At 53.9% G+C, this 24,410-nt stretch carries 23 protein-coding genes; 9 read left to right on the top strand and 14 right to left on the bottom strand.

All coding sequences use genetic code 11. The features are described from left to right. The first annotated feature begins 16 nt into the window (after window positions 1–16). The 4 genes from IM303_RS09270 (at window position 17) to IM303_RS09255 (ending at window position 4,272) form a co-directional block, all read left to right on the top strand. Window positions 17–1,393 (top strand): glycoside hydrolase family 1 protein, encoded by a 1,377-nt coding sequence (locus IM303_RS09270; protein ID WP_192971842.1) that lies wholly within the window; start codon window positions 17–19, stop codon window positions 1,391–1,393. Between the two features lie 5 nt (window positions 1,394–1,398). Then, window positions 1,399–1,701, top strand: a complete 303-nt coding sequence (locus IM303_RS09265; protein ID WP_028014979.1) for a PTS lactose/cellobiose transporter subunit IIA — start codon at window positions 1,399–1,401, stop codon at window positions 1,699–1,701. Window positions 1,702–1,839: 138 nt separating this feature from the next. Further along, a complete protein-coding gene (locus IM303_RS09260; RefSeq protein WP_049000263.1) occupies window positions 1,840–3,219 on the top strand; it encodes a carbohydrate porin in 1,380 nt (459 codons plus the stop codon). Window positions 3,220–3,366: 147 nt separating this feature from the next. Next, complete coding sequence (locus IM303_RS09255) at window positions 3,367–4,272, top strand: EamA family transporter (protein WP_028014977.1); 906 nt, start codon at window positions 3,367–3,369, stop codon at window positions 4,270–4,272. A gap of 48 nt (window positions 4,273–4,320) precedes the next feature. On the opposite strand, the gene nepI is transcribed toward IM303_RS09255, so the two are convergent. Then, window positions 4,321–5,511, bottom strand: a complete 1,191-nt coding sequence (nepI, locus tag IM303_RS09250; RefSeq protein ID WP_049000261.1) for a purine ribonucleoside efflux pump NepI — start codon at window positions 5,509–5,511, stop codon at window positions 4,321–4,323. Between the two features lie 207 nt (window positions 5,512–5,718). Between nepI and IM303_RS09245 the strand changes: the two genes are divergently transcribed. Then, window positions 5,719–6,717 (top strand): aldo/keto reductase, encoded by a 999-nt coding sequence (locus IM303_RS09245; protein ID WP_049000259.1) that lies wholly within the window; start codon window positions 5,719–5,721, stop codon window positions 6,715–6,717. 62 nt (window positions 6,718–6,779) lie between these two features. Here IM303_RS09245 and IM303_RS09240 read toward each other — a convergent pair whose 3' ends face one another. From IM303_RS09240 to IM303_RS09205, 8 genes are read right to left on the bottom strand one after another with little or no spacing between them, the layout of a single operon-like run. Next, the gene (locus IM303_RS09240) at window positions 6,780–7,955 is read right to left on the bottom strand and encodes an acetyl-CoA C-acetyltransferase (protein WP_193359842.1); all 1,176 of its coding nucleotides are present in this window, start codon (window positions 7,953–7,955) and stop codon (window positions 6,780–6,782) included. Then, a complete protein-coding gene (locus IM303_RS09235) occupies window positions 7,952–8,365 on the bottom strand; it encodes a carboxymuconolactone decarboxylase family protein (RefSeq protein ID WP_106105267.1) in 414 nt (137 codons plus the stop codon). Before IM303_RS09235 ends, IM303_RS09240 begins: the two co-directional genes overlap by 4 nt. Next, window positions 8,352–9,572 carry an MFS transporter gene (locus IM303_RS09230; protein ID WP_041911706.1) on the bottom strand — a complete coding sequence of 407 codons (1,221 nt, stop codon included), beginning with the start codon at window positions 9,570–9,572 and terminating at the stop codon, window positions 8,352–8,354. The genes IM303_RS09235 and IM303_RS09230 overlap by 14 nt, the downstream gene beginning before the upstream one ends. Window positions 9,573–9,593: 21 nt before the next feature. Then, window positions 9,594–10,244 (bottom strand): HAD family phosphatase, encoded by a 651-nt coding sequence (locus IM303_RS09225; protein ID WP_059357167.1) that lies wholly within the window; start codon window positions 10,242–10,244, stop codon window positions 9,594–9,596. A gap of 3 nt (window positions 10,245–10,247) precedes the next feature. Continuing rightward, window positions 10,248–10,472: a 2-hydroxymuconate tautomerase gene (locus IM303_RS09220; RefSeq protein ID WP_041911708.1), complete on the bottom strand. Its 225-nt coding sequence runs from the start codon at window positions 10,470–10,472 to the stop codon at window positions 10,248–10,250. Between the two features lie 7 nt (window positions 10,473–10,479). Then, complete coding sequence (locus tag IM303_RS09215) at window positions 10,480–11,313, bottom strand: hypothetical protein (RefSeq protein ID WP_049000252.1); 834 nt, start codon at window positions 11,311–11,313, stop codon at window positions 10,480–10,482. After that, complete coding sequence (locus tag IM303_RS09210; RefSeq protein WP_028014968.1) at window positions 11,306–12,082, bottom strand: AfsA-related hotdog domain-containing protein; 777 nt, start codon at window positions 12,080–12,082, stop codon at window positions 11,306–11,308. The genes IM303_RS09215 and IM303_RS09210 overlap by 8 nt, the downstream gene beginning before the upstream one ends. Window positions 12,083–12,092: 10 nt before the next feature. Continuing rightward, on the bottom strand, window positions 12,093–12,704 hold the full coding sequence (locus IM303_RS09205; RefSeq protein WP_049000250.1) for a hypothetical protein: 612 nt from the start codon (window positions 12,702–12,704) through the stop codon (window positions 12,093–12,095). 187 nt (window positions 12,705–12,891) lie between these two features. Between IM303_RS09205 and IM303_RS09200 the strand changes: the two genes are divergently transcribed. Further along, complete coding sequence (locus IM303_RS09200) at window positions 12,892–13,812, top strand: LysR family transcriptional regulator (protein WP_049000249.1); 921 nt, start codon at window positions 12,892–12,894, stop codon at window positions 13,810–13,812. Here the strand turns inward: IM303_RS09200 and IM303_RS09195 are convergent. Then, window positions 13,809–14,261, bottom strand: a complete 453-nt coding sequence (locus IM303_RS09195; protein ID WP_045260830.1) for a DUF1198 domain-containing protein — start codon at window positions 14,259–14,261, stop codon at window positions 13,809–13,811. The two genes, IM303_RS09200 and IM303_RS09195, sit on opposite strands and share 4 nt — an antisense overlap. 324 nt (window positions 14,262–14,585) lie before the next feature. Between IM303_RS09195 and IM303_RS09190 the strand changes: the two genes are divergently transcribed. From IM303_RS09190 to IM303_RS09180, 3 genes are read left to right on the top strand one after another with little or no spacing between them, the layout of a single operon-like run. Continuing rightward, on the top strand, window positions 14,586–17,228 hold the full coding sequence (locus IM303_RS09190) for a T6SS effector BTH_I2691 family protein (RefSeq protein ID WP_192987395.1): 2,643 nt from the start codon (window positions 14,586–14,588) through the stop codon (window positions 17,226–17,228). A 1-nt stretch (window position 17,229) separates the two neighbouring features. Next, window positions 17,230–18,333, top strand: coding sequence for a DUF6708 domain-containing protein (locus IM303_RS09185; protein WP_192971846.1), 1,104 nt, complete (start codon window positions 17,230–17,232; stop codon window positions 18,331–18,333). After that, window positions 18,326–19,396, top strand: coding sequence for a DUF6708 domain-containing protein (locus IM303_RS09180; RefSeq protein ID WP_193359841.1), 1,071 nt, complete (start codon window positions 18,326–18,328; stop codon window positions 19,394–19,396). The genes IM303_RS09185 and IM303_RS09180 overlap by 8 nt, the downstream gene beginning before the upstream one ends. A gap of 59 nt (window positions 19,397–19,455) precedes the next feature. Here the strand turns inward: IM303_RS09180 and uhpT are convergent, their stop codons facing one another. From uhpT to uhpA, 4 genes are all read right to left on the bottom strand, one after another. Continuing rightward, window positions 19,456–20,847 carry a hexose-6-phosphate:phosphate antiporter gene (gene uhpT / locus IM303_RS09175; protein WP_192987400.1) on the bottom strand — a complete coding sequence of 464 codons (1,392 nt, stop codon included), beginning with the start codon at window positions 20,845–20,847 and terminating at the stop codon, window positions 19,456–19,458. A 132-nt stretch (window positions 20,848–20,979) separates the two neighbouring features. Next, entirely contained in the window at window positions 20,980–22,290 is a 1,311-nt protein-coding gene (locus tag IM303_RS09170; protein ID WP_041911712.1) for an MFS transporter, read from the bottom strand. Beyond that, window positions 22,283–23,788: a signal transduction histidine-protein kinase/phosphatase UhpB gene (gene uhpB, locus IM303_RS09165; protein ID WP_192971848.1), complete on the bottom strand. Its 1,506-nt coding sequence runs from the start codon at window positions 23,786–23,788 to the stop codon at window positions 22,283–22,285. Before uhpB ends, IM303_RS09170 begins: the two co-directional genes overlap by 8 nt. Next, window positions 23,785–24,378, bottom strand: a complete 594-nt coding sequence (uhpA, locus tag IM303_RS09160) for a transcriptional regulator UhpA (protein ID WP_041911714.1) — start codon at window positions 24,376–24,378, stop codon at window positions 23,785–23,787. The genes uhpB and uhpA overlap by 4 nt, the downstream gene beginning before the upstream one ends. Window positions 24,379–24,410: the final 32 nt, after the last annotated feature.

The following is a 24,410-nucleotide window of genomic DNA, read 5'->3' as shown; positions in this document are numbered from 1 at the left end:
TCAAAGAGGAAAGGACATGAAATACGCATTTCCCGATAACTTCTGGTGGGGCAGCGCAAGCTCCGCTCTCCAGACCGAAGGGGCAAGAGAGGGGGAAACCACATGGGATTACTGGTTTGCCCGCGAGCCGAACCGTTTTCACAACGGCGTGGGGCCGCAGCACACCTCCACGTTTTATCAAAACTGGAAAACGGACATTCAGCTGTTAAAGCAGCTGAACCACAACAGCTTTCGCACCTCGATTAGCTGGGCGCGCCTGATCCCCGACGGTATCGGTGAAGTGAACCCGGAAGCGGTCGATTTTTACAATCAGGTCATTGATGAGCTGAATGAACAGGGCATCACGCCGTTTATCACCCTGTTCCATTTCGACATGCCGATGGCGATGCAAGAGATCGGCGGCTGGGAAAACCGTGACGTGGTGGACGCTTACGCCCGCTATGCGCAGATCTGCTTCGAGCTGTTTGGCGACCGCGTGCTGCACTGGTTTACCTTCAACGAGCCCATCGTCCCGGTGGAGGGCGGTTATCTGTACGACTTCCACTATCCCAACGTGGTGGATTTCCGCCGGGCCGCCACCGTGGCGTATCACACCGTGCTGGCCCACGCGAAGGCCGTTCAGGCTTACCGCGCCGGACATTACGCGGGTGAGATCGGCATCGTGCTGAACCTGACGCCGTCCTACCCGCGCTCGCAGAACCCGGCGGACGTGAAGGCGGCGCACATCGCGGACCTGATGTTTAACCGCAGCTTCCTTGACCCGGTACTGCGCGGGGAGTATCCGGCCGACCTGGTGGCATTGCTGAAATCCTACGATCAGTTGCCCGCCTGCAGGCCGGAAGACAGCGCGTTGATTGCGGAAGGAAAAATCGACCTGCTCGGCGTGAACTACTATCAGCCGCGTCGCGTGAAGTGTCGCGACAGCGCGGTGAACCCGCAGGCGCCGTTTATGCCGGAGTGGTTCTTTGATAACTACGAGATGCCGGGCCGCAAGATGAATCCGTACCGCGGCTGGGAAATCTACGCGCCGGGTATTTACGATATTCTGGTTAACCTGCGCGACAATTACGGCAACCCTCGCTGCTTTATTTCTGAAAACGGCATGGGCGTCGAAAATGAACAGCGCTTTATTGAAAATGGCCAGATTAACGATCACTACCGCATCGAGTTTATTTCTGAGCATTTAACGTGGCTGCATAAAGGGATTAGCGAAGGGTGCAATTGCCTTGGCTACCATATGTGGACGTTTATTGATAACTGGTCGTGGTGCAATGCCTATAAAAACCGCTACGGATTTATCCAGCTTGATTTAGAGACGCAGCAGCGCACCATTAAGAAAAGCGGAGAGTGGTTTGCCGCCACCGCCTTAAATAATAGTTTTGAAAAAGAGTAATAATGATGATCGCACTAGAAGAAGCCGTAATGGAAATTATCGTCAACGCCGGACAGTCCCGCAGCCTGTGCTTTGAAGCGCTGCACGCAGCGCGTCAGGGCAACTTTGACGAGGCCAAAAGCCTGCTGCACGAAGCCGACGGCTACGCGCGCCAGGCGCACAAGATGCAGACCAAACTGATCGAGCAGGATGCGGGCGAAGGCCGCCAGCCGATGACGTTAATCATGGTGCACGCGCAGGATCATTTAATGAATTCCTTATTAGCGCGTGAACTGTCTGAAGAAATTATTCATTTATATCAGAGATAGTCTATGGCGAAATAAAGTTAATGTAATACCTCTGTACCCTAAATAGAGATCCACTTGTTCTGATGATAGCGACATACTCTGTCAGATCGGAGCGGGATGGTTATTGTCTGAATAAAATTAAACTATATTGAGATAACCATGAATACAATTAAAAAACTTCCATTAACCATGGCGGTTATCGCCGCGCTTTGCCCAATTTCCGTACTCGCACAAGAATTTACCCAGGAGCAAATCGACGCCATTGTGGCGAAAGCGGTAGATAAAGCTCTGGCCGAGCGTCAGGCCAAAATGGATGCGGCGGTTGCGAAAAAAGCGGACGTGGTGACCGAGCCGCAAAGCGCGGCACAATCCCCGGATATGGCGATCCCGTTCGGCATTAAATTTACCGGCTACGCCCGCTACGGCGCGCACTTCCAGGCCGCCGATCAGAAATACGTGGCGGTGGACGGCTCCTACAACGGCGCGTCCGCGATTGGTCGTCTGGGTAACGAAGGTAACGGCGGGGAATTCCAGCTCTCCAAGGCCTTCAAAGGGGACAACGGCGCCATCTGGGACATCAACGTGATGATCGACCACTGGGGCGACGAGGTTAACCTGAAAAAAGCCTACGCGGGGGTGACCAACATTATGGCCTCCAACCCAAATGCCTACTTCTGGGCCGGTCGTGACTTCCACCAGCGTCCGCAGCAGGGCATCAACGATTACTTCTGGATGAACCACGACGGCCAGGGCGCAGGGGTGAAGAACTTCGACATCGGCGGCGTGCAGTTTGACGTGGCTGCCGTGGCGGCAGTCGAATCCTGTAGTCCGGAAGTGATGGAAGACGAAGCAAACCCGTCGCGCATCACCTGTACCGGCGGTTCCGGCACGGGCGACAAGGGCAACTACGCCGCGACCTCCAAAATCCACGGCATGAAGCTCGGCCCGATCGACATGGAGCTGTACGCCAACTATGGCTTTGATTCGAAAGCGGTTGAAAGCGACGAACGCCTGAACGCCTGGCAGGGCGGCGTGGTGCTGAGCCACACCAACGACAGCGGCGTGAACAAGGTGATCGCCCGCTACTCCGATAACGCGGACAACAGCGTGTTCAACAAAACCGAAGATCTGACCACGGTCTACGCCAGCTTCGAAGGGCTGTATAAATTCACCCAGGCCACGCAGGTGGAGTACATCCTCGCCTTCCACGACTACGACAACAGCCACGATAAGACCGACAACCGCAAGAACTACAACGCCATCGTGCGCCCGATGCACTGGTGGAACGACGTTCACTCTACCTGGCTGGAAGCAGGCTGGCAGCACGTTGACTTCGACAACGGCGGCGACAACAAGGGCTGGAAGCTGACCCTGTCGCAGAACATGTCTATCGCCATGGGGCCTGAGTTCCGTCCGATGCTGCGCTTCTACGTCACCGGCGGCAAGGTGGATAATGAACGCACCGCGCGCGTGAACAATACCAAAGACGAGACGCTCGACGACTTCAACGTCGGCGCGATGTGGGAGGCGTGGTTCTAAGGTCAACAACATGCCGGGTGGCGCTACGCTTACCCGGCCTACGGTTTTCCCCCTCTCCCCGTGGGAGAGGGCCGAGGTGAGGGCATCAGGCCGCACACAACCATGCTATGCTGTTGGCCAATTAACGACAACATAGCAGGGGAGAAAATGGGTTCCACACGCAAAGGGATGCTGAACGTCCTGATCGCCGCCGTTTTATGGGGCAGTTCCGGAGTTTGCGCGCAGTACATCATGGAGAAAAGCCACATTTCTTCGCCTTACCTGACCATGGTTCGCCTGCTGTTTACCGGCGTGATCCTGCTGACGCTCTCCTTCGTTCACGGCGACAAGATTTTCTCGATCATCAAGCATCGTAAAGACGCGCTCAGTCTGCTGTTTTTCTCGCTGGTCGGCGCGCTCACCGTGCAGCTCACCTTCCTGCTGACGATTGAAAAATCCAACGCCGCTACGGCGACCGTGCTCCAGTTTCTGTCGCCGACCATCATTGTGGCGTGGTTCGCCCTGGCGCGGAAAACGCGTCCCGGCGTGTTTGTCCTGTCAGCGATTTTTACGTCGTTGATCGGCACCTTCCTGCTGGTGACACACGGCGACCCAACCTCGCTCTCCATCTCCCCTGCCGCGCTGTTCTTCGGCATCGCCTCGGCGTTTGCCGCCGCGTTTTACACAACCTATCCGTCAGCGCTGATTGCCCGCTACGGCACGCTGCCGATTGTCGGCTGGAGCATGTTGATTGCCGGGTTAATGCTGACGCCGTTCTACGCCGGGCGCGGCACCACTTTCGTGATTGACGGCGGCCTGCTGCTGGCGTTTTTCTACCTGGTGGTGATCGGCACGGCGCTGACGTTCAGCCTGTACCTGAAGGGCGCGCAGATGATCGGCGGGCCGAAGGCGAGCATTCTGAGCTGCGCCGAGCCGCTGAGCAGCGCGTTGCTGTCGGTGGTGTTGCTTGGCGTGGCGTTTACGCTGCCGGACTGGCTGGGGACGCTGCTGATTGTGTCGTCGGTGGTGCTGATTTCGATGGATTCGCGTAGAAGGGTTAAGGCATCGGCGTAGCCTGATGCCCTCACCCCAACCCTCTCCCACGGGAGAGGGAGAAAAACACTACTTCGCCTTAACCTTTCCCGCCACCAGCAGCGCGGTCAGCAGCATCAGCGTGCCGGAAATCACCAGCGGCGACGTCAGCCCCAGATGGTCGAGCGCCACGCCGCCAATGGCCGCACCGCAGGTGTTCGCCAGCTGGATCACCGCCACCTGAATCGACCCGGCTTTTTCCGCCTGATCGGCAAGCGTTCGGGTGATCCACGTCGACCAGCCCACCGGCACCAGCGCAAAGGCAAAGCCCCAGATAATCGCAATCGCCGAGGCAACCCACTTGTCGCTACCCCACAGAATCAGCACCGTGGCACTCACCGCCAGCAGCAACGGCGCACCCGCCAGCGCCACCTTCAGGGAGCGCTTCAGGAACTGGGACGACAGCGACGTGCCGATAAAGCTGGCGATACCGAAGCTCAGCAGCACCAGCGTCAGGCCGTCCACGTCAAAGCCCGCCATGGTCATAAACACCGGGCGGATGTAGGTGAAAAAGGCAAACTGCCCGGCAAAGGCCATAAAGATGGCGGTCATCCCCGCCAGCACGCCCGGACGCTTGAGCAGCGCGAACATGTTCTGTTTGTGGTGCGCCGCTTCGCCCGGCAGGGACGGCAGCGCCTTCCACACCCAGATAATGCAGAGCACACCCATCACTGCCGCCGCGTTAAAGACGTTACGCCAGCCGATAATCCCACCAAGGAAGCTGCCTAGCGGCGCGGCAATCACCAGCGCAATAGAGACCGCGCCGAAGATAACGGACAGCGCTTTTGGCACGGTGCGCGCGGGCACCAGGCGCATGGTAAGCGAGGCCGACATCGCCCAGAAGCCGCCTAATCCCAGCCCCAAACAGGCGCGACCGAGCAGCAGCAGAGTGAAGCTTTCCGCGAAAGAGACCAGCAGGCAGGAGAGCGTCAGCAGCACGCTGAACAGAATGACCACTTTGCGGCGATCAATCGCGCCAATCACCTGAGTGATAAACAGGCTGGCGAACATCGCCACAAAGGCGGTGACGGTAACGGACTGCCCCGCCACGCCTTCGGAAATGCCCAGATCCTGCGCCATCGGCGTCAGCAGGCTCACCGGTAGAAACTCAACGGTAATCAGGCAGGCGACGCAGAACGCCACGGAGAAAACCGCCGACCAGTTGGGGCGCGACACCTCTTTGGTCTGCGGTCTGGTTGTGGGCTGGATATGTTCTGTCATGGCGTCACCTGAAGATAAAAACGTGCGGAAAAGTCGCGCAGTTTATCATCAAAAGTGTGACGAATTTAACGTTTAGACAACTTTTGTCGTTTTTAATGATTCGGAAGGCAGATCGGCGGTGACTGATACCTTTTCAGCATAACGAAAATGAAAATTCAGTAACCACAATTGAGGTGAAACAATCATAGCGTCTGAAAAGGAGAAACTATGAAAACACGTACTTTATCTCAAAATCTTACCGTCAGTGCCGTCGGCTACGGTGCCATGGGTCTGAGTGAATTTTATGGCCAGACTGATGACAAAGGCTCACTGCAGGTATTGCATAACCTCATCGATCTGAACGTGACGTTTATTGATACCGCAAATTTATATGGCCGTGGCCATAATGAAAGGCTAATCGGTCACTTTCTTGCCGGGCTGGATAAAAACACGCGCGACCAGTTCAAAATTGCCACGAAGTGCGGCATCGATCGCTCTCCTGACGAGTCCTACGCCCGCACCATCAACAATACGCCGGACTATATCATCCGCTGCTGTAACGAATCCCTTAAGCGGCTTGGCGTGGAGCGAATCGACCTCTTTTATCTTCACAGAGTGAGTAACGCAACCCCGATCGAAGAGAGTATGGATTGTCTGCGCACCCTTGTTAAAGAGGGCAAGATCAACCACATCGGCCTTTGCGAAGTGTCGGCTTCAACGCTGCAACGGGCTCATGCGGTGCATCCGGTCACCGCATTGCAAACAGAATATTCTCTGTGGACACGAGACATCGAGGAAAACATTTTGCCGGTCGTGAAAGCGCTAGGTATCGGCCTGGTGCCCTACTCACCTCTTGGCAGAGGCTTCCTGACGGGAAAATACCTGAACAACAACGATTTTGCAGAAGGTGATTTCCGCAAGAATAACGAACGATTTGTTCAGTCCAGCCTCGATCATAATCGCCAGTTGCTCGATATCATTACCCCGCTGGCGGCAAAATACGGCTGTACCGCAGGTCAGATTGCGCTTGCCTGGCTGTTAGCACAATACGATCGGCTGGTTCCCATTCCGGGTACTAAGCACGTTAGCTATCTGGCCGAGAACGCGCGCGCTGCCGATATTGTGCTTGAGAAGAGCGATATCGAATCGTTGAACAACCTTCATCGCCGGGTAGCGATTAAAGGCGATCGTTATTCTGCCGAGGGTATGAAGGGCGTGAATGCCTGATACAGCATCTTGAAAATAAAAAACCGGGTTTCCCCGGTTTTTTTATATCCACAGATACGCCGTTAGCGATAAACGCTCAACGCGACGCCTTCCCCGCCGCCAACGCACAGTGCGGCAACGCCACGCCTGGCATCATTACGGATCAGGGAATGAACCAGCGTCACCAAAATTCGGCAGCCGGATGCACCTATCGCATGCCCAAGCGCGATTGCCCCGCCGTATGGATTGATACGATCCGGGGAAATTCCGGCCTGCTGAATCACGGCCAGCGCCTGGGCGGCAAACGCTTCGTTGGATTCGAGATGATCGACATCCTCAGGCTTCCATCCCGAGCGGGAAAGACAGTCGGCAATGGCCTGAATCGGGGCTGCACCCATTAATGCCGGCTGGATACCGGAATTGGAAAATACGCCCAGCGATGCCAGAACCGGCAAACTACGTGCTTCGGCAGTCTCACGCGTACAAAGCAGGACCGCCGCGGCACCGTCATTCAACGATGAAGCATTTCCCGCCGTCACCGTACCCTCTTTTCGGAAGACAGGCTTCAGTTTCGTCAATTTTTCGATACTGGTTGCACGGGGTCCTTCATCCCTCTCCACGCTGATCGTTTCACCTTTTCGCGTCTGCCATTCAACCGGGACAATTTCACGCTCAAAAATGCCACGCGCCTGCGCTTCAAGCGCATTGTGGTGAGAGACAAGGGCATATTCATCCTGCATTTCGCGGCTGATACCAAACTCCGTCGCAACATTCTCTGCAGTGATACCCATGTGATAATCGTTGAAGGCATCCCAGAGCCCGTCAGAAACCAGGCTATCTTTGAGAGTAATATCACCCAGCCGCGTTCCGCTACGCGACGTCGTGGCGATATGCGGCGCGTTGGACATACTCTCCTGACCACCGGCGATAACAAACTCAGCCTCACCCGTCTGCAGCGCCTGCATGCCAAGATGGACCGCCTTAAGCCCGGACCCGCACACTTTGTTTACCGTCAGACATTGCGTATCTACGGGCAATCCAGCATTCAGTGCCGACTGTCGGGCCGGGTTCTGGCCGCACCCCGCAGTAAGAACCTGTCCCATAATGACCTGAGAGATATCACTGGCTTCTACGCCAGATTCTTTCAGGAGCGCCTGAATGACGCGGCTTCCCAGATCAGAGGCTGAATGCTCCGCAAGCGCGCCCTGAAATGCGCCCGTCGCCGTGCGGCGGGCTGCAATAATAACAATCTCGCTCATGCGTCACTTCCCTTCAGTCCTGGCAAAGTATGGCCCGTCGCGGCCATTGCCGCGCGGTATGCAGTAAGACCATTCATGCAGGCGGGAACGCCAGCATATACCGCCATCTGTATTACAATTTCAAGCAGCTCTTCCGGCGTCACGCCGGTATTGAGCGCGCCTCGCATATGCAGTTCTAGCTGCGGCATGGCATTACCCAGCGTCACAAGCGAGGCGACGGTCAACATTTCGCGCGTTTTGAGATTCAGTCCCGGACGACCCACCACATCCCCGAACGCATAGTCGGTAATCAGGGCGGGCAGCCCCGGGTCGAGCTCGCTCAGGCGGCGGGTGACTTTATCCGCGAGCCCCGCTTCAAGACGGTCCATAATCTCTCTGCCATAGCGCGTGCGGTCATTAATTTGACTCATAAGATTTCTCCATACGGGATTGTTTTGCGGTCAACGTTGCCGGAATAACCGCGACAAGCAGAACGGACAGACCGATGGCCGTACCGGCGACGATATACAGGAGCGGCATTGAAAATGATGAAACCATCCAGGCACCGACTGACGCACCGATACCAATCGCGGTATTGAAAAATGAAACGTAGATTGCGGAGGCCGGGAAGGCTTTATCCTCTGCCATACGTAAAACCCACGTCTGGAAACCGACAAATATTCCTGATACGGCGACACCCCAGACAACCATACTGGTAAATATCAACGCAGCAGAGAGCGAGGAACCAGACAGGCCCAGGAACAGCAGCACTGCACAGATCAGCAGTACAGACAAAGAGACCGTCAGCTTGAGATACTTATCAATCAACACGCCGGTCAGGAAATTACCTGCCAGACCCGCGATGCCGTAAACAAAAAGCACAGCAGGAATAATGGTGGTGGACAGTAAACTCTGCGTGTGTAGCCAGGGTTCAATGTACGTAAAGGCAGCAAAGTGAGCCGTCACAGCCAGCAAGGTTGCTGAGTAAATTTTCCATAATGTTGACGATTTCAGCACGCCTTTAAGCGCATCCAGCCCGAGCGCACTTTTGCTGGTAATCCTGGGAACAAGAACGCTAATACCCACAAAGGCAATTACGCTCAGCGCGGCCATCAGCCAAAATGCCTGCCGCCAGCCGAAGTGAATACCAATATAGTTGGATACCGGTACGCCAAAAACGCTTGCTGCGGAAACACCACCAAATACGATTGACGTCGCCGCCCCTATATATCTGGCAGGGACCATAGCCACCGCCGTTGCGCCGATCATCGCCCAGAATGCGCCGTGAGCGAGCGCACCCAGTACGCGGGCGCTAAGCAGCATGCTATAGACGTTTACCGTCGCAGCCATAACGTTAGAGACCAGAAGTACCACGGTAAGCACAAGTAAAAGCCGCTTCTTGGCCACATTCCCTAAAAAGACGGAGGCAAACAGCGCACTCAACGCCCCCACCCAGGCATAAAGCGACACGGTCATGCCCACCGCAGATTCCGAAGACTGTAGCCCCTCTGCGATTGGCGTTAATAATCCGACTGGCGCCAGTTCGGTGGTGACAATAGTAAAGGTTGAAATAGCCAGAATGAATAAAGCAAGCCATGACCTTAACGTCATATTCTGCGGAGTGAGTTCTGAAGTCATACTACTTACCTCAATAAGGATTTAAATAATGTGCCAATTTTTTTCAGTTGCATATCTGGTAAGCGCGGAATGCTCTCCCACACAGACGGGATGGCCAGTGGCTTCCAGCATTGGAATATCCGAAAGATCGTCGCCGTAGGCATAACAATCCACGGGGTTAATCTCTTTATCATCGCAAAAGGCGATAAGCGCGTCTTTTTTACCTGTTCCAATTGTTTGAGGCAGGCCGATTTCACCCGTCAACTCACCTTCGTCATTTATTATCACCGGCGCACAGAGTACTTCCGTTACTCCAAGATATTTTGCAATGGGTGAAAGAATCGGAAGCATAGAGCCCGATATAAATACGGTATACATGTTCTGGTTCTGATGTTTTTTAAGGGCTGAAACAGCACTCTCAATAAAAAACTCGCTTTCCAGCTTACGCCTGAACCACTTCTCACCCATTTCTTCCAGATAACGACAAGACACACCTTTAAACTGACGATAATAATCTCTGTTCAGGGCTTCCCTTGGCACGCCGTTTTTCACGTCGGTGCGAAAACGAGACATATAGCGTTGAAGACGATCGTTTTGATTATTTTCCCTGCACCAGAAATCATAGAAATCAAACATGCTTTTAATATTTATAAGCGTTTCATCAACATCAAAAAAAGCGGCATGTTTACGCAAACTTTATTCCTCGTAGTTTTTTCTTCGACTCTTAACCGGAAAATCTCTATCCGTACCAGACACGCCTGCATCCGCCCAGCGAGAAGGCGCAATTTCAGAAACCACCACGGAAATTTTATCCAGCGGCGCACCCGTGTTTTTGTGAACGGCAAATGTAATATCTTCCTGGAGTCTTATGATTTGATTTTCATCTTTCGCAGGCCAGGTCATAACATGAACAAATGGCATATTTTTCTCACTCTATAGTTGTAAATTCATCGAAGGAACGGCCTTTGAGTTTTAAATGGGCATGGATATCGCCTCCAAGACCATAAAAGCCAATTGCCCCGCCGTAGCTCTGACGCGAGCTCATATAAAGTACGACTACGTTAATAATTCTGTTTCCTTTCCTCGCCGGAGCCGGGAAAGGATCGGTTAACTCAGCCCAATATTCGGCATTACCTTCGCTATCGGTTATAAATACGTTGGGTATTCCCAGCGGACCTGGCCTGCTCGGATCCTCCGAGGCTAGATCGTTTTCCCTGAGACTCATCACGGTGTAAACGCTATCCGGAACAAGGCTCCGGAACGAAAACGTGAACCGGGCTCGTTTCTTATCTTCGGACAATGTGACCTCAAAGGAGCCCTCTGCCTCGAGCCAGGCAGCGAGGGTCACTGGCTCGATCTCTCGCTTTCCATCGCTGCTGCGATAATCCGCGATATAGCCTTCATGAAGTGGCAGGCCAGGCCTTATTTCATTATTGGCCTGTGGCCGCTGTTCTGGTGCGAAAATCATCCGATAGTTGTTCATCGGAATGGGTAAAGGAAGAGTATGAAGAATGATGTCCTTCAACGCGTCCTGAGGCATCTTTTCCAGATCGCACAGAATGTTATAGGGTGCGACTTCCCCAAATGCCGGAAGCGGGCTGTCCGGAGAGACAATGACGCTTCGCCACTGCAGTCCGTTATCCCCTGGCACCATGCCCACCACGACAAAATTACCCTTCCCGTCCATGACCTCCGCAGGGGGGTAAAGCGGCCCCTGCGTGGTCGCAGCCAGACGGTATTTCTGGCTACGTAATTCAGGCATGCGTTACCCCCTGAGTCACCCCTTGCTGCTCAACAATGGTCGCCTGCATGGCAACCTCAGCCAGAGATTTCTCTTTCTCTGTAATCAGGGCTGAAGGATAAACGGTGAACGAGACATCCATTGTCGCGCAAAGCGTTTGGTGCTGAGTGACGCGAACCTGAGCCTTGAAACGCCCCCGGCGGTCGTTAATATCTTTTTCAAGAAATTCAAAGTGGACCAGCGCCGGTAAAGGGAACAGGAAACTGGCGAAATTGATTGCCATGCTATTAATGACGTAATAGCGTCCACTTTCCTGCTGGTAAATAAATTCTTCGGTGACACCGATAAAGGCCTGTCGGCTGGCTTCAACCAGGAGCATTCCCTGAATATGCTGCCCCGTCTGATGATCCGCCATCAATTCGCAACGCTCATCAATTAACAGCGGCATCGCATAAAGATCGTGGTTATGCTCAGCTTGTTCCGCAGGTCCTATAAGTACATTCTGTTCCAGTCTTTTATGGCAATAAGCATTTTTTTTGTCGCTAACCAGTTTTTCCAGAGAGCACATTTTTAACTTATTACCATGAATCGCATTTCTTGCCTGGTTTGAAATTACCTTTCCGGCAAAATCCTTGCGCACGCCCTGCCCAACAATAATTTCATGTTCTTTATCAATGATATTCGCAGGTATTTGAGTCAATAATTCTAGCTGAGATATAGTCAGTACATCTTTACCATTGGCAAATTCATTAAATTTATCGCCAACAACTACCAACTTTTTACAGTTCATTCATTGTCCCTCAACAACAGCAAGCACGATAGATACGTGTATAAAGGCCGTCATTACCGCCAGTAATAAAGTTATCGCCGGCCTGTTGAATGATTTCCTGATAACGCGCATTGGTAAATGCTTCTTTATATGCTGCTTTATCGCCGTTGAATGAGGAGATAAACATTACACCCGGAACGCCGCTGATCAGTGAATGAAATGCTTCGAAACTTTCAATCTTATCTTTGTTATCTCTTACAACATTAAAAATGGTTTCATCGCGCCACTGACGGTACTGCTGATAGTTATGCGCAGGCACTTCGACGTGTCGGAGTTGAATATAATTTGATTGTGGCAAGCTATTTTTATTATCAATTGGGGATTCAACAAACTTAAGCAGTTCGCGACGGATATCGGCAGAAAGAACTTCAGAGAAACGATGGAACATGGATTCCATTTCACTTTCAACCCATGCAATTTCTTTAATATCGTTGAATGCGCGTAATTCCAGCAATTCATTAACGCCGTTTTCTTCACAGGTATAGTAGCGAACGTTTTCATTGCTTTTTAAGGAAGTAAATTCTTTTTCAGAAAAAGTGTTTTTTAATGGGAAGCGTGATAACAGTACATATTTAGACGACATAATTACTCCGAGTATTGATTAAGTGAGGATTCGGATAGAAATTTATCAATACAGGAAACTATTGGAATTGTTAAATTTGTAATATATTTTTTGTATTACTGTTAAAACGGGTTTTGCTGCCAGCATTTAGCGTGTAATATCGAAATGGAAAAAAGACGAAATACCTTTTCGCATTTAGGACCCACGTATGGCTACAGCAGAACATTTAATCAGCAATAACCTGCCCAGTATCAAACAATTACAATGCTTTCTCGCTGTTGCACATGAACTGAACTTTCGTAAGGCTGCCGAACGTCTGCGCATGACTCAACCTCCTCTGACGCGTCAGATAAAATGCCTTGAAGCGGTGTTGAAACGTCAGTTGTTCAGTCGCAGCACGCATGACGTTAGCCTCACTGAAGCAGGCCGAGCGCTGGTCGTTCAGGCAGAAAAAATACTCAAAGACATCAGCAGCTTAAAAGAAGATCCTCACTCTTCAGAAACGAGTCTGCGCATCGGTCTCACGCGCACGCTTAATTTTGAATATATTGAACCTGTAAATACCCAGCTTCAAAAAATGAACGTCGGAGATGACGTTGAAACGCCCGACCTGACGTCAGCACAGCTGCTGCAAAGCTTGTCTAAAAATATGCTGGATCTGGTGCTGACCGGGGAAAAAGGAACGGGTCATGAAGACATTGTTCAATACCGCTGGGTCTGCCAGGAACCGTTGCTCATCGCAATGCCTTCTTTACATCCTGCCAGTCTGAAAGAGAAAGTCTCGCTGGAAGACATTAGCGATCTTCCACTTTTTTGGTTTTCGAGAAGCGCTAATCCGTCATTCTATGATAAATGCGAAAGCTACTTTGACACGCTGAAAACGCCGCTGAAGCGTATTAAAGAGCCGGATGATTCCCTCGTGATGCTAAGCCGTATCGCAAGAGGGAAAGGGTTTGCGCTACTGCCTCAGTCAAAATGCACCTTCAATCAGGAGGGGCTATGCTATCGCGAACTAACGGACGATGAGGCAAAGAGATTAAATATTGATATCTATGCCGCAACCCGCCTCAATGAAAACAGAGAGGAGATCCTGAACGCTCAGAATATCTTGTGCGGGAAAAAGGCTTAATGCAGATAAAACACACCTTCTTCCGGCAGAAATAGCTGGTTATAGCGCAGCTGGAAGACGTTCAGCTCCTGCGGATCGGGCTCCATTTCGCGCATAAAGCCAAGTGCCAGACGAATTTGCGCGTCGGTAATGGGTGCGGCAAGGCGGGCTTTACGCAGCATACGGTGCCAGGTATGCAGATTCTCTTCGCTACCGTCGACAATACAGACCTGCCAGATGAGCAGCACCTGCGCGGCGTTTTGCAGATGCGCCTCGTCAGGCCGCTCAAGGTAGCGGATAAATTCATTGCCCGGTGTTTTACCGAACTGGTCAATCATCGACTCGATCGGCATCGGGGTAATCCCCAGCCGTTCGCTTAAACGTTTGATGGCGCGGCGGGAATCTGAGGTCAGGACGCGAAATCCCACCACAAACACCACGGCAAGCGTTGCCAGCATTATCCAGACCATGCGTTCTCCTTAGACTAGCCGCTCATCATAGCGGGAAACGCAGCGTGTCGACAGCGGGCATAAACATAATAGTGAATGGAAAACAGGTGGAAAATCGGCATGAAAGCGGATCTGCGCGCGCCTGATCTTAACCTTTTGAAAATGCTTGATGAGCGCAGCGCCGTAGACGCAATCCTCAAAACCTGTAATACGTATTAAACAGGTTAATTTCCTAAAATATCGTGCTGCCGTAATTTAGACTCTGACATATCTTAACCTTTTTTTTTGTATGGTTATAATCATCCCCTTACAATACTTTTTAGATATCAATAAGACAGGGATAGAATGAATACGACGCATGGATGCAATTTTTGTCGACGTATGGGTATGCCATTACTACCGATACGCCCAGCAGTCATGGCAAAGGGAGATGACTTACCTTCTCTCCCCAGTGATTTTTCACCTTCCATACAACCAGAAGGCGAAACAGACTATACCGCGCGACTATTACGAAAGGGATTTTTGTATATTTGGTCCGAGCAATGCCGTTACTGGTTAAACTACTTTGTGACTGATGATGGCTATTTTTATCCCCTTCCGCAAAACGGTAATGTTCCGCCTCGATTGTTTGAGGGGGAGTTGAAGCCATGTATCGCACAACCGCAAGAATTAGCGGCGGCTTCACTTATCACACTCCCCATGAAGCCGCCGGGTATACAAAATGGTAGTTACTGGTTCATTTGGTCTGAAGAGCAATGGACTGATAAAACCCGCCAGTTACATGAAAAGCCAGAATGGCAACAAATGTATATGCAAAAATTTGATATGGATGCATGGTTGATGACACATCAAGGTCAACAGGCCAGGTCTATCAATCTCCTCACACAGACCGTAGCGGAATACAGCCCTTCGGTCCGTATTTGTCAAATGAAAGACTGGACACCTACGCCATTTAAACCAGTAACGGCGAATTCAGCCAGTGAATTAATTAAAGCTGCAACTAGCCTGGATGCTCAGCATGGTGCACTTCTTTTACTTTCTGACCCAGTAGCTGCTGCCATGGAAATCTCATCACTGTCGCGATATCGTTTTGACCAGGCGATAACCGACAACCCTGAATTTAAACGTGGTATTGCATTAAGTGCGATGTTGAACGGACTGGAACTCTCAGTTCGGGAATGCCTGTTCCAGACGGTGAAGGACAGTGATATCAGGAATGAACAAAAAACCCGTTTCGGTTGGGATAGCCCTGCCGGGCCACATTTTCCCGATCCTGAATCAGCAGAAAAACTTCACAGGCTGGATGAAGAAACACGCAATGAGCGAGTTAACGAGGTCTGGCAGCACTACGAAAAGTATATCGACAGAAATCAGCAAAACGAATTTACCAGCAAGCTGATTAAGCACATTACAAGCTATAACGAACGCATTATCGTTCCGATGACCAGAATGTTTCTTAATTGGTTACAAAGCACGGCAATGAAGTCCTACTTCATTCAACATTTTGATCCAACTTCGCCTCACAGTGGTGCTCGTTACATTCAAACCGTATTTAATTGTCTGGTAGGTATGGAGGATAAGGCCGGGGTTATAAAGTTTATTGAGCAACAGTTGTATATGTCTGAAAAGGAGGAGCAAAACTATCTTTTAAGGGCGGTGTTTTTTAACAATAATGCATGGATCTCGCAGTTCGAAGCCGAAATGAATACGCATGGCGGTCGGGACTGGGATAAAGGTATCAGCTGGGACAGGTTGGCTGATGGTGTAAAGGAAATCAGTCAACAATATTCATCAGCAATAAACCTCGCGCTTGAAAGGCTGCATTACCTGTACCTGCCTGCAATCATGAAAGCGACAGGCGAAATGGCCAAAGGCGTACAGGTCAATTTTGCGATTTCTATTCTTGCTATACAGGGAAAAGCGTTTTTGCGAATACCCGTTGATACAGGAACAAAACAATACCTTAACGCCCTCACGCGGGGTATGGCTGGTCTTCTTGAAATGAGTGGTAAGACAGGCGGGCGGCTTTACCAGGCACTGCAGAAAGAAGCTGAATACATGTCCCGTGGCATATCTGAAACAGCAAGGATAAAAACCTATTTACCCACACTGATAGATATTGATGAGGTGAAGAAACTACAGGCCCTTTCTGAACATGAACGTCTGGCGAAACTTGGATCCGTACTGAAAACAGAGGATGAGATCGTCAACGCCGTGTTTCCGTTCTCCACTCACCTTCAGCTTGCAAAAGCCCAAGGGATATCAGGCAATACCATACTCTCAGAACTCGGTCATAATGCCTTCCCCTTTGCTGGAAGCACCTTTTCAGCTCTGTTTCAGGGATGGGTCGTGCTAAATGGTTTTCAAAAAGAGGGATGGCCCGGAACACCCGACGGATGGGCGCGCTTCTCGTCAAATGGCGCTATGGCATGGGCAGCCGCAATGGATACCCTGAAGCGCGCTTCCGCTGGAATTATCCGATTAGAGCTTTCTCCGACGGTGACGTTTGGTGCTCGATTTGTGCTAAAAATCGCCAGTTGGCCATGGTGGGAGCGGCTTGGATTTCTGGGAGGGTTAGTATTTACCGGTGTTGAATTTACAGATGGCATAATAAAGATATCTGAGGGTAAAACGGATATTGGTATAGCTCATTTGGTCAATTCTCTAGGTGTTGGTCTTATGACTCTGGCCACCGGAAAATCCATCATTCTTCCTCTACTAACCTATCTAGGTCTTTCAAGTGCCAGCGTGGCGGAAGGTAGCCTGTTTGCCCTGATCCTCGGCCCTTGGGGGATCTTTGTCAGCGTGTTATTGATTTTAGGAGCGAACGCCTGGTTAGTCAGCCAGACGCGTAATGAGATCCAGGGATGGCTGGCAAGCACCTTATGGCGGCGCATTCCTGATGGCGAATCAACTATTCCAACACAATACCAAAATAGTCTATTGGAACAAGACGCGTTCAAAGCCTTGGGCAAAGGAAATGCATAATATGTTTAAACGTATCCCCCTCGATCCGTCCCGGATGTACATGAACACGTTCACCCGCATCACGGATAAGACCGTGTTACAGCGCTATTTCCGTGGAAAAGGCAACCCCGGCGTCACTGCGGTGTCCGCCATGGACAGCGTGATCCGCATCAACTCCACCTGTCTGGAGCTGGTCGACCGGCTCTATTTTTCCCGTGGTTCCGGTACATTAATTGCCAGTTTTTTCTTTGGCTTATTTTTTGGCGTGTGCTTTCTTTGGTTGGTTTTTAAGGCATTTTTTTTGGGGCAAGGGGAGAATACCCCCTGGGGTGTATTAAGTATTATATGGATTATATTTGTATTACCTCTATCCTGGCTGTCATATAAATTCCTGGTTCTGGAGGTCTTTAACTACACCCACTACCCCATCCGCTTTAACCGCAAAAATAAAACCGTCTATCTCTTTCGCAACGGTAAACCCGTACTCGCCGTACCGTGGCACGACCTGGAGTTTGTCCGCATATCCAACGGCGGCAAACCCGAGTCATGGTCCATTGTCGGCTGCACGCTCGCGGATGACGGCGAAACCGTCACACACTACATTCCCCTCCCCGTCAGCAACAACTGGGGGCCGGAATACCTTGAGGTTTACTGGGAATACATCCGCTGCTACATGGAAGAGGACGACTGCGTGGCAGACCTCGCTGATATCGTCACTTACTGTCTCCCCGTCGAAAAACAGAAGGAAGGCTGGTTTTTTGGGCTGCTCTATATCAGCAAAATGACCAGCAGGCTGGGGTGGCTGGTTAACCTCCCGCTCTTCCCTTTTGTGTTTTTTGTCAGCATCACGCGCTGGCTGGTGATGCTCACCTGCCGCGTTCCCGTCTGGCCGCCTGAAGTGGAGGAGGCCTGCCGCCCGGATGAAAACGACCCGGTCAACAAAGGGGCAGAGCACAACCCGCCGCAGGTATGGCGCCCGATGCTGGCGGTACAGGGAAAAAAGCGTTATGAGGAAAACTACGCCCGCGAGCGGGGCGCGATGGACAGGATCATTGCCCGGCTGAAAGCGAAATATCCACCGTCTGTTCAGCCAAAAAAGCGCCGGGAGAAGAGAAAGCATGTTTAAACGACTCCCCCTCGATCCGTCCCGGATGTACATGGGCACGTTCACCCGCATCACGGACAAGACCGTGTTACAGCGCTATTTCCGTGGAAAAGGCAACCCCGGCGTCACTGCCGTATCCGCCATGGACAGCGTTATTCGTATCAACTCCACCTGCCTGGAACTGGTTGACCGGCTCTATTTTTCCCGTGGTTCCGGGACGCTGCTTGCCGCCTTTGGGTTTTGCATGATGTTTATCGCTTCTTTTCTCTGGCCAATATTTCAGTTTCTGTTTCTTGGTCATCACATTAAAGCGTCATCCTGGTTGGCTCTGATTTTTGCCTGGGCTATTTTTATCCTCCCTCTTTCCTGGGTGACCTATAAATTCCTGGTTCTGGAGGTCTTTAACTATACCCACTACCCCATCCGCTTTAACCGCAAAAATAAAACCGTCTATCTCTTTCGCAACGGTAAGCCCGTGCTCGTCGTCCCGTGGCACGACCTGGAGTTCGTCCGTATCTCCAACGGCGGCAAACCCGAGTCGTGGTCCATTGTTGGCTGCACGCTCGCAGATGACGGTGAAACCGTCACACACTACATTCCCCTCCCCGTCAGCAACAACTGGGGCCCGGAATACCTTGAGGTTTTCTGGGAATACATCCGCTGCTACATGGAAGAGGACGACTGCGTGGCAGACCTCGCTGATATCGTCACTTACTGTCTCCCTGTCGAAAAACAGAAGGAAGGCTGGTTTTTTGGGCTGCTCTATATCAGCAAAATGACCAGCAGGCTGGGGTGGCTGGTTAACCTCCCGCTCTTTCCTTTTGTGTTTTTTGTCAGCATCACGCGCTGGCTGGTGATGCTCACCTGCCGCATTCCCGTCTGGCCGCCTGAAGTGGAGGAGGCCTGCCGCCCGGATGAAAACGACCCGGTCAACAAAGGCGCAGAGCACAACCCGCCGCAGGTTTGGCGCCCGATGCTGGCGGTACAGGGGAAAAAACGCTATGAGGAAAATTACGCCCGCGAGCGGGGCGCGATGGACAGGATCATTGCCCGCCTGAAAGCGAAATATTCTTCATTTGTATGATAGAACCGCTTAAACAAAAAAGCCCGGCGGCCAGCCGGGCAAAGACGTTACCTGCACACTCAGGCCGCTTTTAATTTCTGCGCGCGGTTCTCGCGGCGAATTTTACGTTCTTCCAGCACCGCGACCATCGCCATCAGGACGATACAGCCAATCGCTGCCGCATCCAGCGCCGCGAAGGTGCCCGCCCAGCCGGTAAGGCCGAAAATCGGCGTACCGTCGGCGATCATCCCCAGGCCAAGCTTGGCGAAGCTGTCGCCGATCAGGTAGGCGAAGGTGCCTTTAATCCCATCGGCGGCGCCGATCGCTTTTTTCGGCACGAACCCTACGGCCGCCACGCCAATCAGCAGCTGCGGGCCAAACACCAGGAAGCCGAGCGCAAACAGGGACGCCAGGTAAACGTACTGGTTGTTGGCGTGCTGATACACGCCCAGCGTGGCGATAATCAGCGCCAGCGCGACGCAGGCCACCAGCGCACGGCGGCCATTGGCGAGATCCGAGAGCCAGCCCCACAGCAGCGTGCCGACCAGCGCGCCCACTTCGAACAGGGTGAAGCCCTGAATAGCCACCTCTTTCGAGAGCTTCAACTCCTGGAAGGCGTACACCGTTGACCACTGGTCGATGCCGATGCGCACCACGTACAGGAAGATGTTTGAGAAGCACAGCAGCCAGATCACTTTGTTTTTCAGCACGTACTCAACAAAGATCTGCCATTTGGACATCTCGTTCTCTTCGGTCTCTTTGTCCTCTTCGCTGATCTCCTCCCCGAACAGCTCTTCGGCTTTGCCGAGGCCGTACGATTCCGGGGAGTCGCTGCCGAAGCGCAGGCCGATAAAGCCGACGATCAGGGCGATAATCGACGGGAAGATAAACATGCCGATGACGTGGCCGTCGAACAGGTAGTTCGCGCCAAACAGCGCCACGCCTGCCGCCCCCGCCCCGCCGAGGTTGTGGGAGATGTTCCACATGCCGAGGTACGAACCCCGCTTGCGGCGCGGCGTCCATTTGGTAATGGTGGAGTAGCTGCACGACCCGCCGGTGCTCTGGAAGAAACCGCTCAGGGCGTAGAAGGCAATCATCAGGAACAGGCTGACGGAGCCCGCGCCCATGCTGGCGCTGAAGCCAAGCATACAGATGGCGGAGAGGATCAGCATAAACGGCAGGAACTGCTTGGTGTTTTTGCCGTCCGCGTAGTAGGACACAACCGTTTTCCCCACCCCGTAGGTGATGGAGAAGCCCAGGCCAATCATCCCCAGCTGCGTCATGCTCAGCCCGTAGGTGGAGATCATGTCGTTCTGCGCGATGTTAAAGTTTTTGCGGATCAGGTACATGGTCAGGTAGCCGATGAAGACCACCAGATAAGACTGCATGAACGGTTTGAACCACATCTTGCGCCGCACGTCGAGCGGCAGATCCAGGGTCGGCTTGCGCACCTGGTTTAAGAAGGCCAGCATGGTTGGTTTACTCCTGAGCTGATTTTTGCAGCATTGTAAAAATCAGCCGGGAGAGATGCCTGAGACAGCGTCCAGGTGAAACCGGGAAAATTTCTTAGTTTTGCGCCATTCGGCAACAAAAGGTGAGGCACGTCACGCTTCGCGCGGCGCCTGGGCGTGCAAAAACGGCAGCAGCAGCAGGGCGGAAATGCCCGCCGCGATGGCGATCGCCGCGAAGAATCCGCTCCAGTGCCAGACGTCGATGACCCGTGCCAGCGGCCAGCCGGAGAGCGATGCGCCGAGGTAGGCAAACAGCCCGACAAAGCCCGTCGCCGCGCCTGCCGCCTCTTTGTGCGAGCACTCTGCCGCCGCCATGCCGATCAGCATCTGCGGACCAAACACGAAAAAGCCGATGGTGAAGAAGCACGCCGCCTGCATCACGTAGCTGGCGAACGGCATCAGCCACAGCGAGCCCACGGAGAGCAAAATCCCGGCGGCAAAAATCAGATTCATCGGGCCGCGGTTGCCGTTGAACAGCTTGTCCGAGCCCCAGCCCGCCACCAGCGCGCCGATAAACCCGCCCAGCTCAAACATCGTCACCGCAGAGTTGGCGGTCACCAGGTCCACGCCGAGCGTCTCGGACATATACAGGTTGCCCCAGTCGTTGATCGCCGCGCGCACCACGTAGACCAGCACGTAGCAGAGGGACAGCAGCCAGATGTACGGGTTTTTCAGCACGTATTTGGTGAGGATTTCCTGGCGGGACAGCCCGGCGCCCTCCTGCTGCTGGGCAATCTCCATCTCGTCGTGCCGCCAGTCGCCCACCGCCGGCAGGCCGACGGTTTGCGGCCTGTCGCGCAGGCGCCAGCAGAGGAACAGCCCGGCGACAATCGCGAGGGCACCGGCAATCATCATCCCCGTGCGCCAGCCGTAGTGCAGCGCGGCAGCCCCCACCACCATCGGGATCAGCGCCCCGCCAACGTTATGCGCGGTGTTCCAGATCGCCCACCAGCCGCCGCGCTCGTTGCGCGAGTACCAGGCGGTGAGCAGGCGGGCGCAGACCGGTGCGCCCCAGCCCTGGAAAAAGGCGTTCAGCGCCCACAGCAGGGCGAAGGCCCACAGCGAGGTGGAAAAGCCAAACAGGATGTTCACCACGCCGGTGGCGATCAGCCCAACGCCCATGAAATAGCGCGCGTTGGAGCGGTCGCTGACGATGCCGGAGAAGAACTTCGACAGCCCGTAGCTGATGTAAAACAGCGTCGCCAGCAGGCCGATATCGGTGCGCGTCATCACGCCGCTGGCGAGGATTTCCGGCGCGGCGGCGTTGAAGCTTTTGCGGGTGAAGTAGAACAGCGCGTAGCCGAGCCAGATGGTGATCAGGATATGGCGACGCCAGTAGCGATAGCGGGCGTCGATTTCCGCCTTGTCGCGCAACGGAGCCGCGCTGGTTGGGGTTTTAAACATGGTACGTCCTTAACGGCAAACTGACGCTGACGCGCGTCCCGTGGGTGCAGGAGAGGGTCAGCGTGCCGCCCAGCGCCTTCACGCGCTCGCGCATGCCCGCCAGGCCAAAGCCCTGCTGGCCGGAGCCCGGCGGCAGGCCACAGCCGTCGTCTTCAATCACCAGCATCAGGCGCTCGTCCTGCTGCCAGCCCTGGAGCGTCACCGCGCTGGCATTGGCGTGTTTGACGATGTTGTTCAGCCCCTCCTGGCAGACGCGGAACAGCGTCACGCGCTGGCCTTCGCTGAGCAATGATTCATCAATGCGCCAGTCGAGATGACTGACAATGCCGCGGCTTTCCAGCTCCATCTCGCGCATCAGGGAGCGTATCGCCTGCTCCAGCGACAGGTCATCAAGCTGGCGCGGACGCAGCCGTCCCAGCAAGCGGCGAACGGCGTCATAGACACCCAGCGAAAGCTGTTCGATATGCGCCCCGCCCTGCTTCACGCCCGCGTTATCCGCCGCCAGGCGCTGAACAATGCCCGCCTGGGTGCGGATGGCGGTAATGGTCTGGCCGATATCATCGTGCAGCTCGCGAGCCACCTCCTGACGCACGCTCTCCTCAGTCTCCAGCAGACGCTCCGCCAGACGACGGTTGCGCGCCAGCTCGGCTTGCAGGGACTGGTTCAGCTCGCGAAGACGCTGAATGCCCGCGCCGAGCAGCAGTCCGGTCAGGCTCTGGGCCAGCAGCGAGAGCAGCAGATCTACCGGATGGTCGTGCCAGGTCTGGCTGGCGATCAGCGCGATGGCGTTCATCAGCGTGGCGATCAGCGCCCCCTGCCAGCCGTAGTGCCAGGCCAGAGCGATGATCGGCAGCGCCAGGCAAAACGGCGTGAAGCGCGAAAGCTCGGCGGGCAGACCAAGCTGCAGCCACAGGCTCACCATAAACAGCAGCAAATACCAGATGAGATGCCGGGCGCGCCAGTTCACCGGCTGGGAGACCAGCGCGGGGCCGAGCGGCTGCCAGGCGGTGCTGGTGAGGTAGTGCCAGAAAACCAGACAGGTCGGCGCGAGGGTCAGGCCGCCGGTAAGGGTCAGAAGCAGGGCGTTAAGCATCTCCTTCTCGCCTAACCACGGCAGTGACTGCAACAGCGCGGCGGCAATCAGCGCCGCCCCCTGATGCAGCAGCGTGCGCCAGTCGCGCTGGTGGCGGTAGCGGGAAATCAGGGCAACGGGGAGAAGCGTGAGCAGGCTTCCGGTCATCAATAAGGGAAGATGTGCGAGGGCCACTTCCTGCGCCAGCCAGACCAGCATCAGCCACTCCGCGCCGAGCAAAACGGGCCAGTAGCCGCGCGGGCACTGGAGCATTAGCCCCAGACGCAGGCCGAAGGGAAACAGCAGCACCGCCAGCTCAGGACGTTCCACCAGATGCAGACTGATGCTCCACAGGCAAAACCACGCGGCGGAGAAGATAAAAAAACTGGCGACGACGGCGATCAGCCGCGAAAACACGGGACTCATTGCCAGCTGTCGAACATGCGGCGCGCCAGCTCGACGTCGTTGCTGACGTTGAGTTTTTCCATCAGGTTGGCGCGGTGGACGTGCACGGTTTTCGGCGACAGATCCAGCTCGGCGGCAATCTCTTTCACCGACATGCCCTGGGCAAGCTTCTCCGCCACCTGGCGCTCGCGTCTGGTGAGCGGATCCTGACGTCCGGCCGCCAGCTTGATGGCGATATCCGGCGTCAGGTAGCAGCCGCCGGTGGAGACGGTGCGCACGGCAGCGATCAGCTCGTCCGGGCTACAGCGTTTGGAGAGGAAGCCGCGTGCGCCCGCGTTGAGCGCCTGCTCGACCAGCGCCGGGCTGTCGTGGACCGAGAGCATGATCGTCGCCATCCCTTTCGGCAGCTGGCTCAACAGCTCCAGCCCGGAGAGATCCGGCATCGAGATGTCGCAGATACAGACCTGCACCCCGCGCCCCGGCAGGCCCGCCAGCGCCTCGTGACCGGAGCCAAACTCGGCCACGACCTGGAAATCCGGTTCGAGGTTAAGAAGCTGGGCAAAGCCGGAGCGGACGATAAGGTGGTCGTCGATGAGAGCGATGGTGGTCATGTGTGTTCCTGCGGTCTGAAAAAGCCGGATGA

Source organism: Enterobacter cloacae complex sp. P38RS, assembly GCF_014930775.1.
GTDB classification, from domain to species: domain Bacteria; phylum Pseudomonadota; class Gammaproteobacteria; order Enterobacterales; family Enterobacteriaceae; genus Enterobacter; species Enterobacter bugandensis.
Note: the sequence above shows the minus strand (reverse complement) of the source record. Positions and strands in the feature narration are given on the sequence as shown.

Excerpts from the sequence above, each read along its gene's own strand:
- IM303_RS09245 (WP_049000259.1), top strand. The coding sequence starts at position 5,719 with ATGAAAACACGTACTTTATCTCAAAATCTTACCGTCAGTGCCGTCGGC.
- IM303_RS09240 (WP_193359842.1), bottom strand. The coding sequence starts at position 7,955 with ATGAGCGAGATTGTTATTATTGCAGCCCGCCGCACGGCGACGGGCGCA.
- IM303_RS09180 (WP_193359841.1), top strand. The coding sequence starts at position 18,326 with ATGTTTAAACGACTCCCCCTCGATCCGTCCCGGATGTACATGGGCACG.
- IM303_RS09220 (WP_041911708.1), bottom strand. The coding sequence starts at position 10,472 with ATGCCATTTGTTCATGTTATGACCTGGCCTGCGAAAGATGAAAATCAA.
- IM303_RS09260 (WP_049000263.1), top strand. The coding sequence starts at position 1,840 with ATGAATACAATTAAAAAACTTCCATTAACCATGGCGGTTATCGCCGCG.
- IM303_RS09205 (WP_049000250.1), bottom strand. The coding sequence starts at position 12,704 with ATGTCGTCTAAATATGTACTGTTATCACGCTTCCCATTAAAAAACACT.
- nepI (WP_049000261.1), bottom strand. The coding sequence starts at position 5,511 with ATGACAGAACATATCCAGCCCACAACCAGACCGCAGACCAAAGAGGTG.
- uhpT (WP_192987400.1), bottom strand. The coding sequence starts at position 20,847 with ATGCTGGCCTTCTTAAACCAGGTGCGCAAGCCGACCCTGGATCTGCCG.
- uhpB (WP_192971848.1), bottom strand. The coding sequence starts at position 23,788 with ATGAGTCCCGTGTTTTCGCGGCTGATCGCCGTCGTCGCCAGTTTTTTT.
- IM303_RS09210 (WP_028014968.1), bottom strand. The coding sequence starts at position 12,082 with ATGAACTGTAAAAAGTTGGTAGTTGTTGGCGATAAATTTAATGAATTT.
- IM303_RS09265 (WP_028014979.1), top strand. The coding sequence starts at position 1,399 with ATGATCGCACTAGAAGAAGCCGTAATGGAAATTATCGTCAACGCCGGA.
- IM303_RS09230 (WP_041911706.1), bottom strand. The coding sequence starts at position 9,572 with ATGACTTCAGAACTCACTCCGCAGAATATGACGTTAAGGTCATGGCTT.
- IM303_RS09170 (WP_041911712.1), bottom strand. The coding sequence starts at position 22,290 with ATGTTTAAAACCCCAACCAGCGCGGCTCCGTTGCGCGACAAGGCGGAA.
- IM303_RS09195 (WP_045260830.1), bottom strand. The coding sequence starts at position 14,261 with ATGGTCTGGATAATGCTGGCAACGCTTGCCGTGGTGTTTGTGGTGGGA.
- uhpA (WP_041911714.1), bottom strand. The coding sequence starts at position 24,378 with ATGACCACCATCGCTCTCATCGACGACCACCTTATCGTCCGCTCCGGC.
- IM303_RS09270 (WP_192971842.1), top strand. The coding sequence starts at position 17 with ATGAAATACGCATTTCCCGATAACTTCTGGTGGGGCAGCGCAAGCTCC.
- IM303_RS09200 (WP_049000249.1), top strand. The coding sequence starts at position 12,892 with ATGGCTACAGCAGAACATTTAATCAGCAATAACCTGCCCAGTATCAAA.
- IM303_RS09190 (WP_192987395.1), top strand. The coding sequence starts at position 14,586 with ATGAATACGACGCATGGATGCAATTTTTGTCGACGTATGGGTATGCCA.
- IM303_RS09215 (WP_049000252.1), bottom strand. The coding sequence starts at position 11,313 with ATGCCTGAATTACGTAGCCAGAAATACCGTCTGGCTGCGACCACGCAG.
- IM303_RS09185 (WP_192971846.1), top strand. The coding sequence starts at position 17,230 with ATGTTTAAACGTATCCCCCTCGATCCGTCCCGGATGTACATGAACACG.
- IM303_RS09235 (WP_106105267.1), bottom strand. The coding sequence starts at position 8,365 with ATGAGTCAAATTAATGACCGCACGCGCTATGGCAGAGAGATTATGGAC.
- IM303_RS09255 (WP_028014977.1), top strand. The coding sequence starts at position 3,367 with ATGGGTTCCACACGCAAAGGGATGCTGAACGTCCTGATCGCCGCCGTT.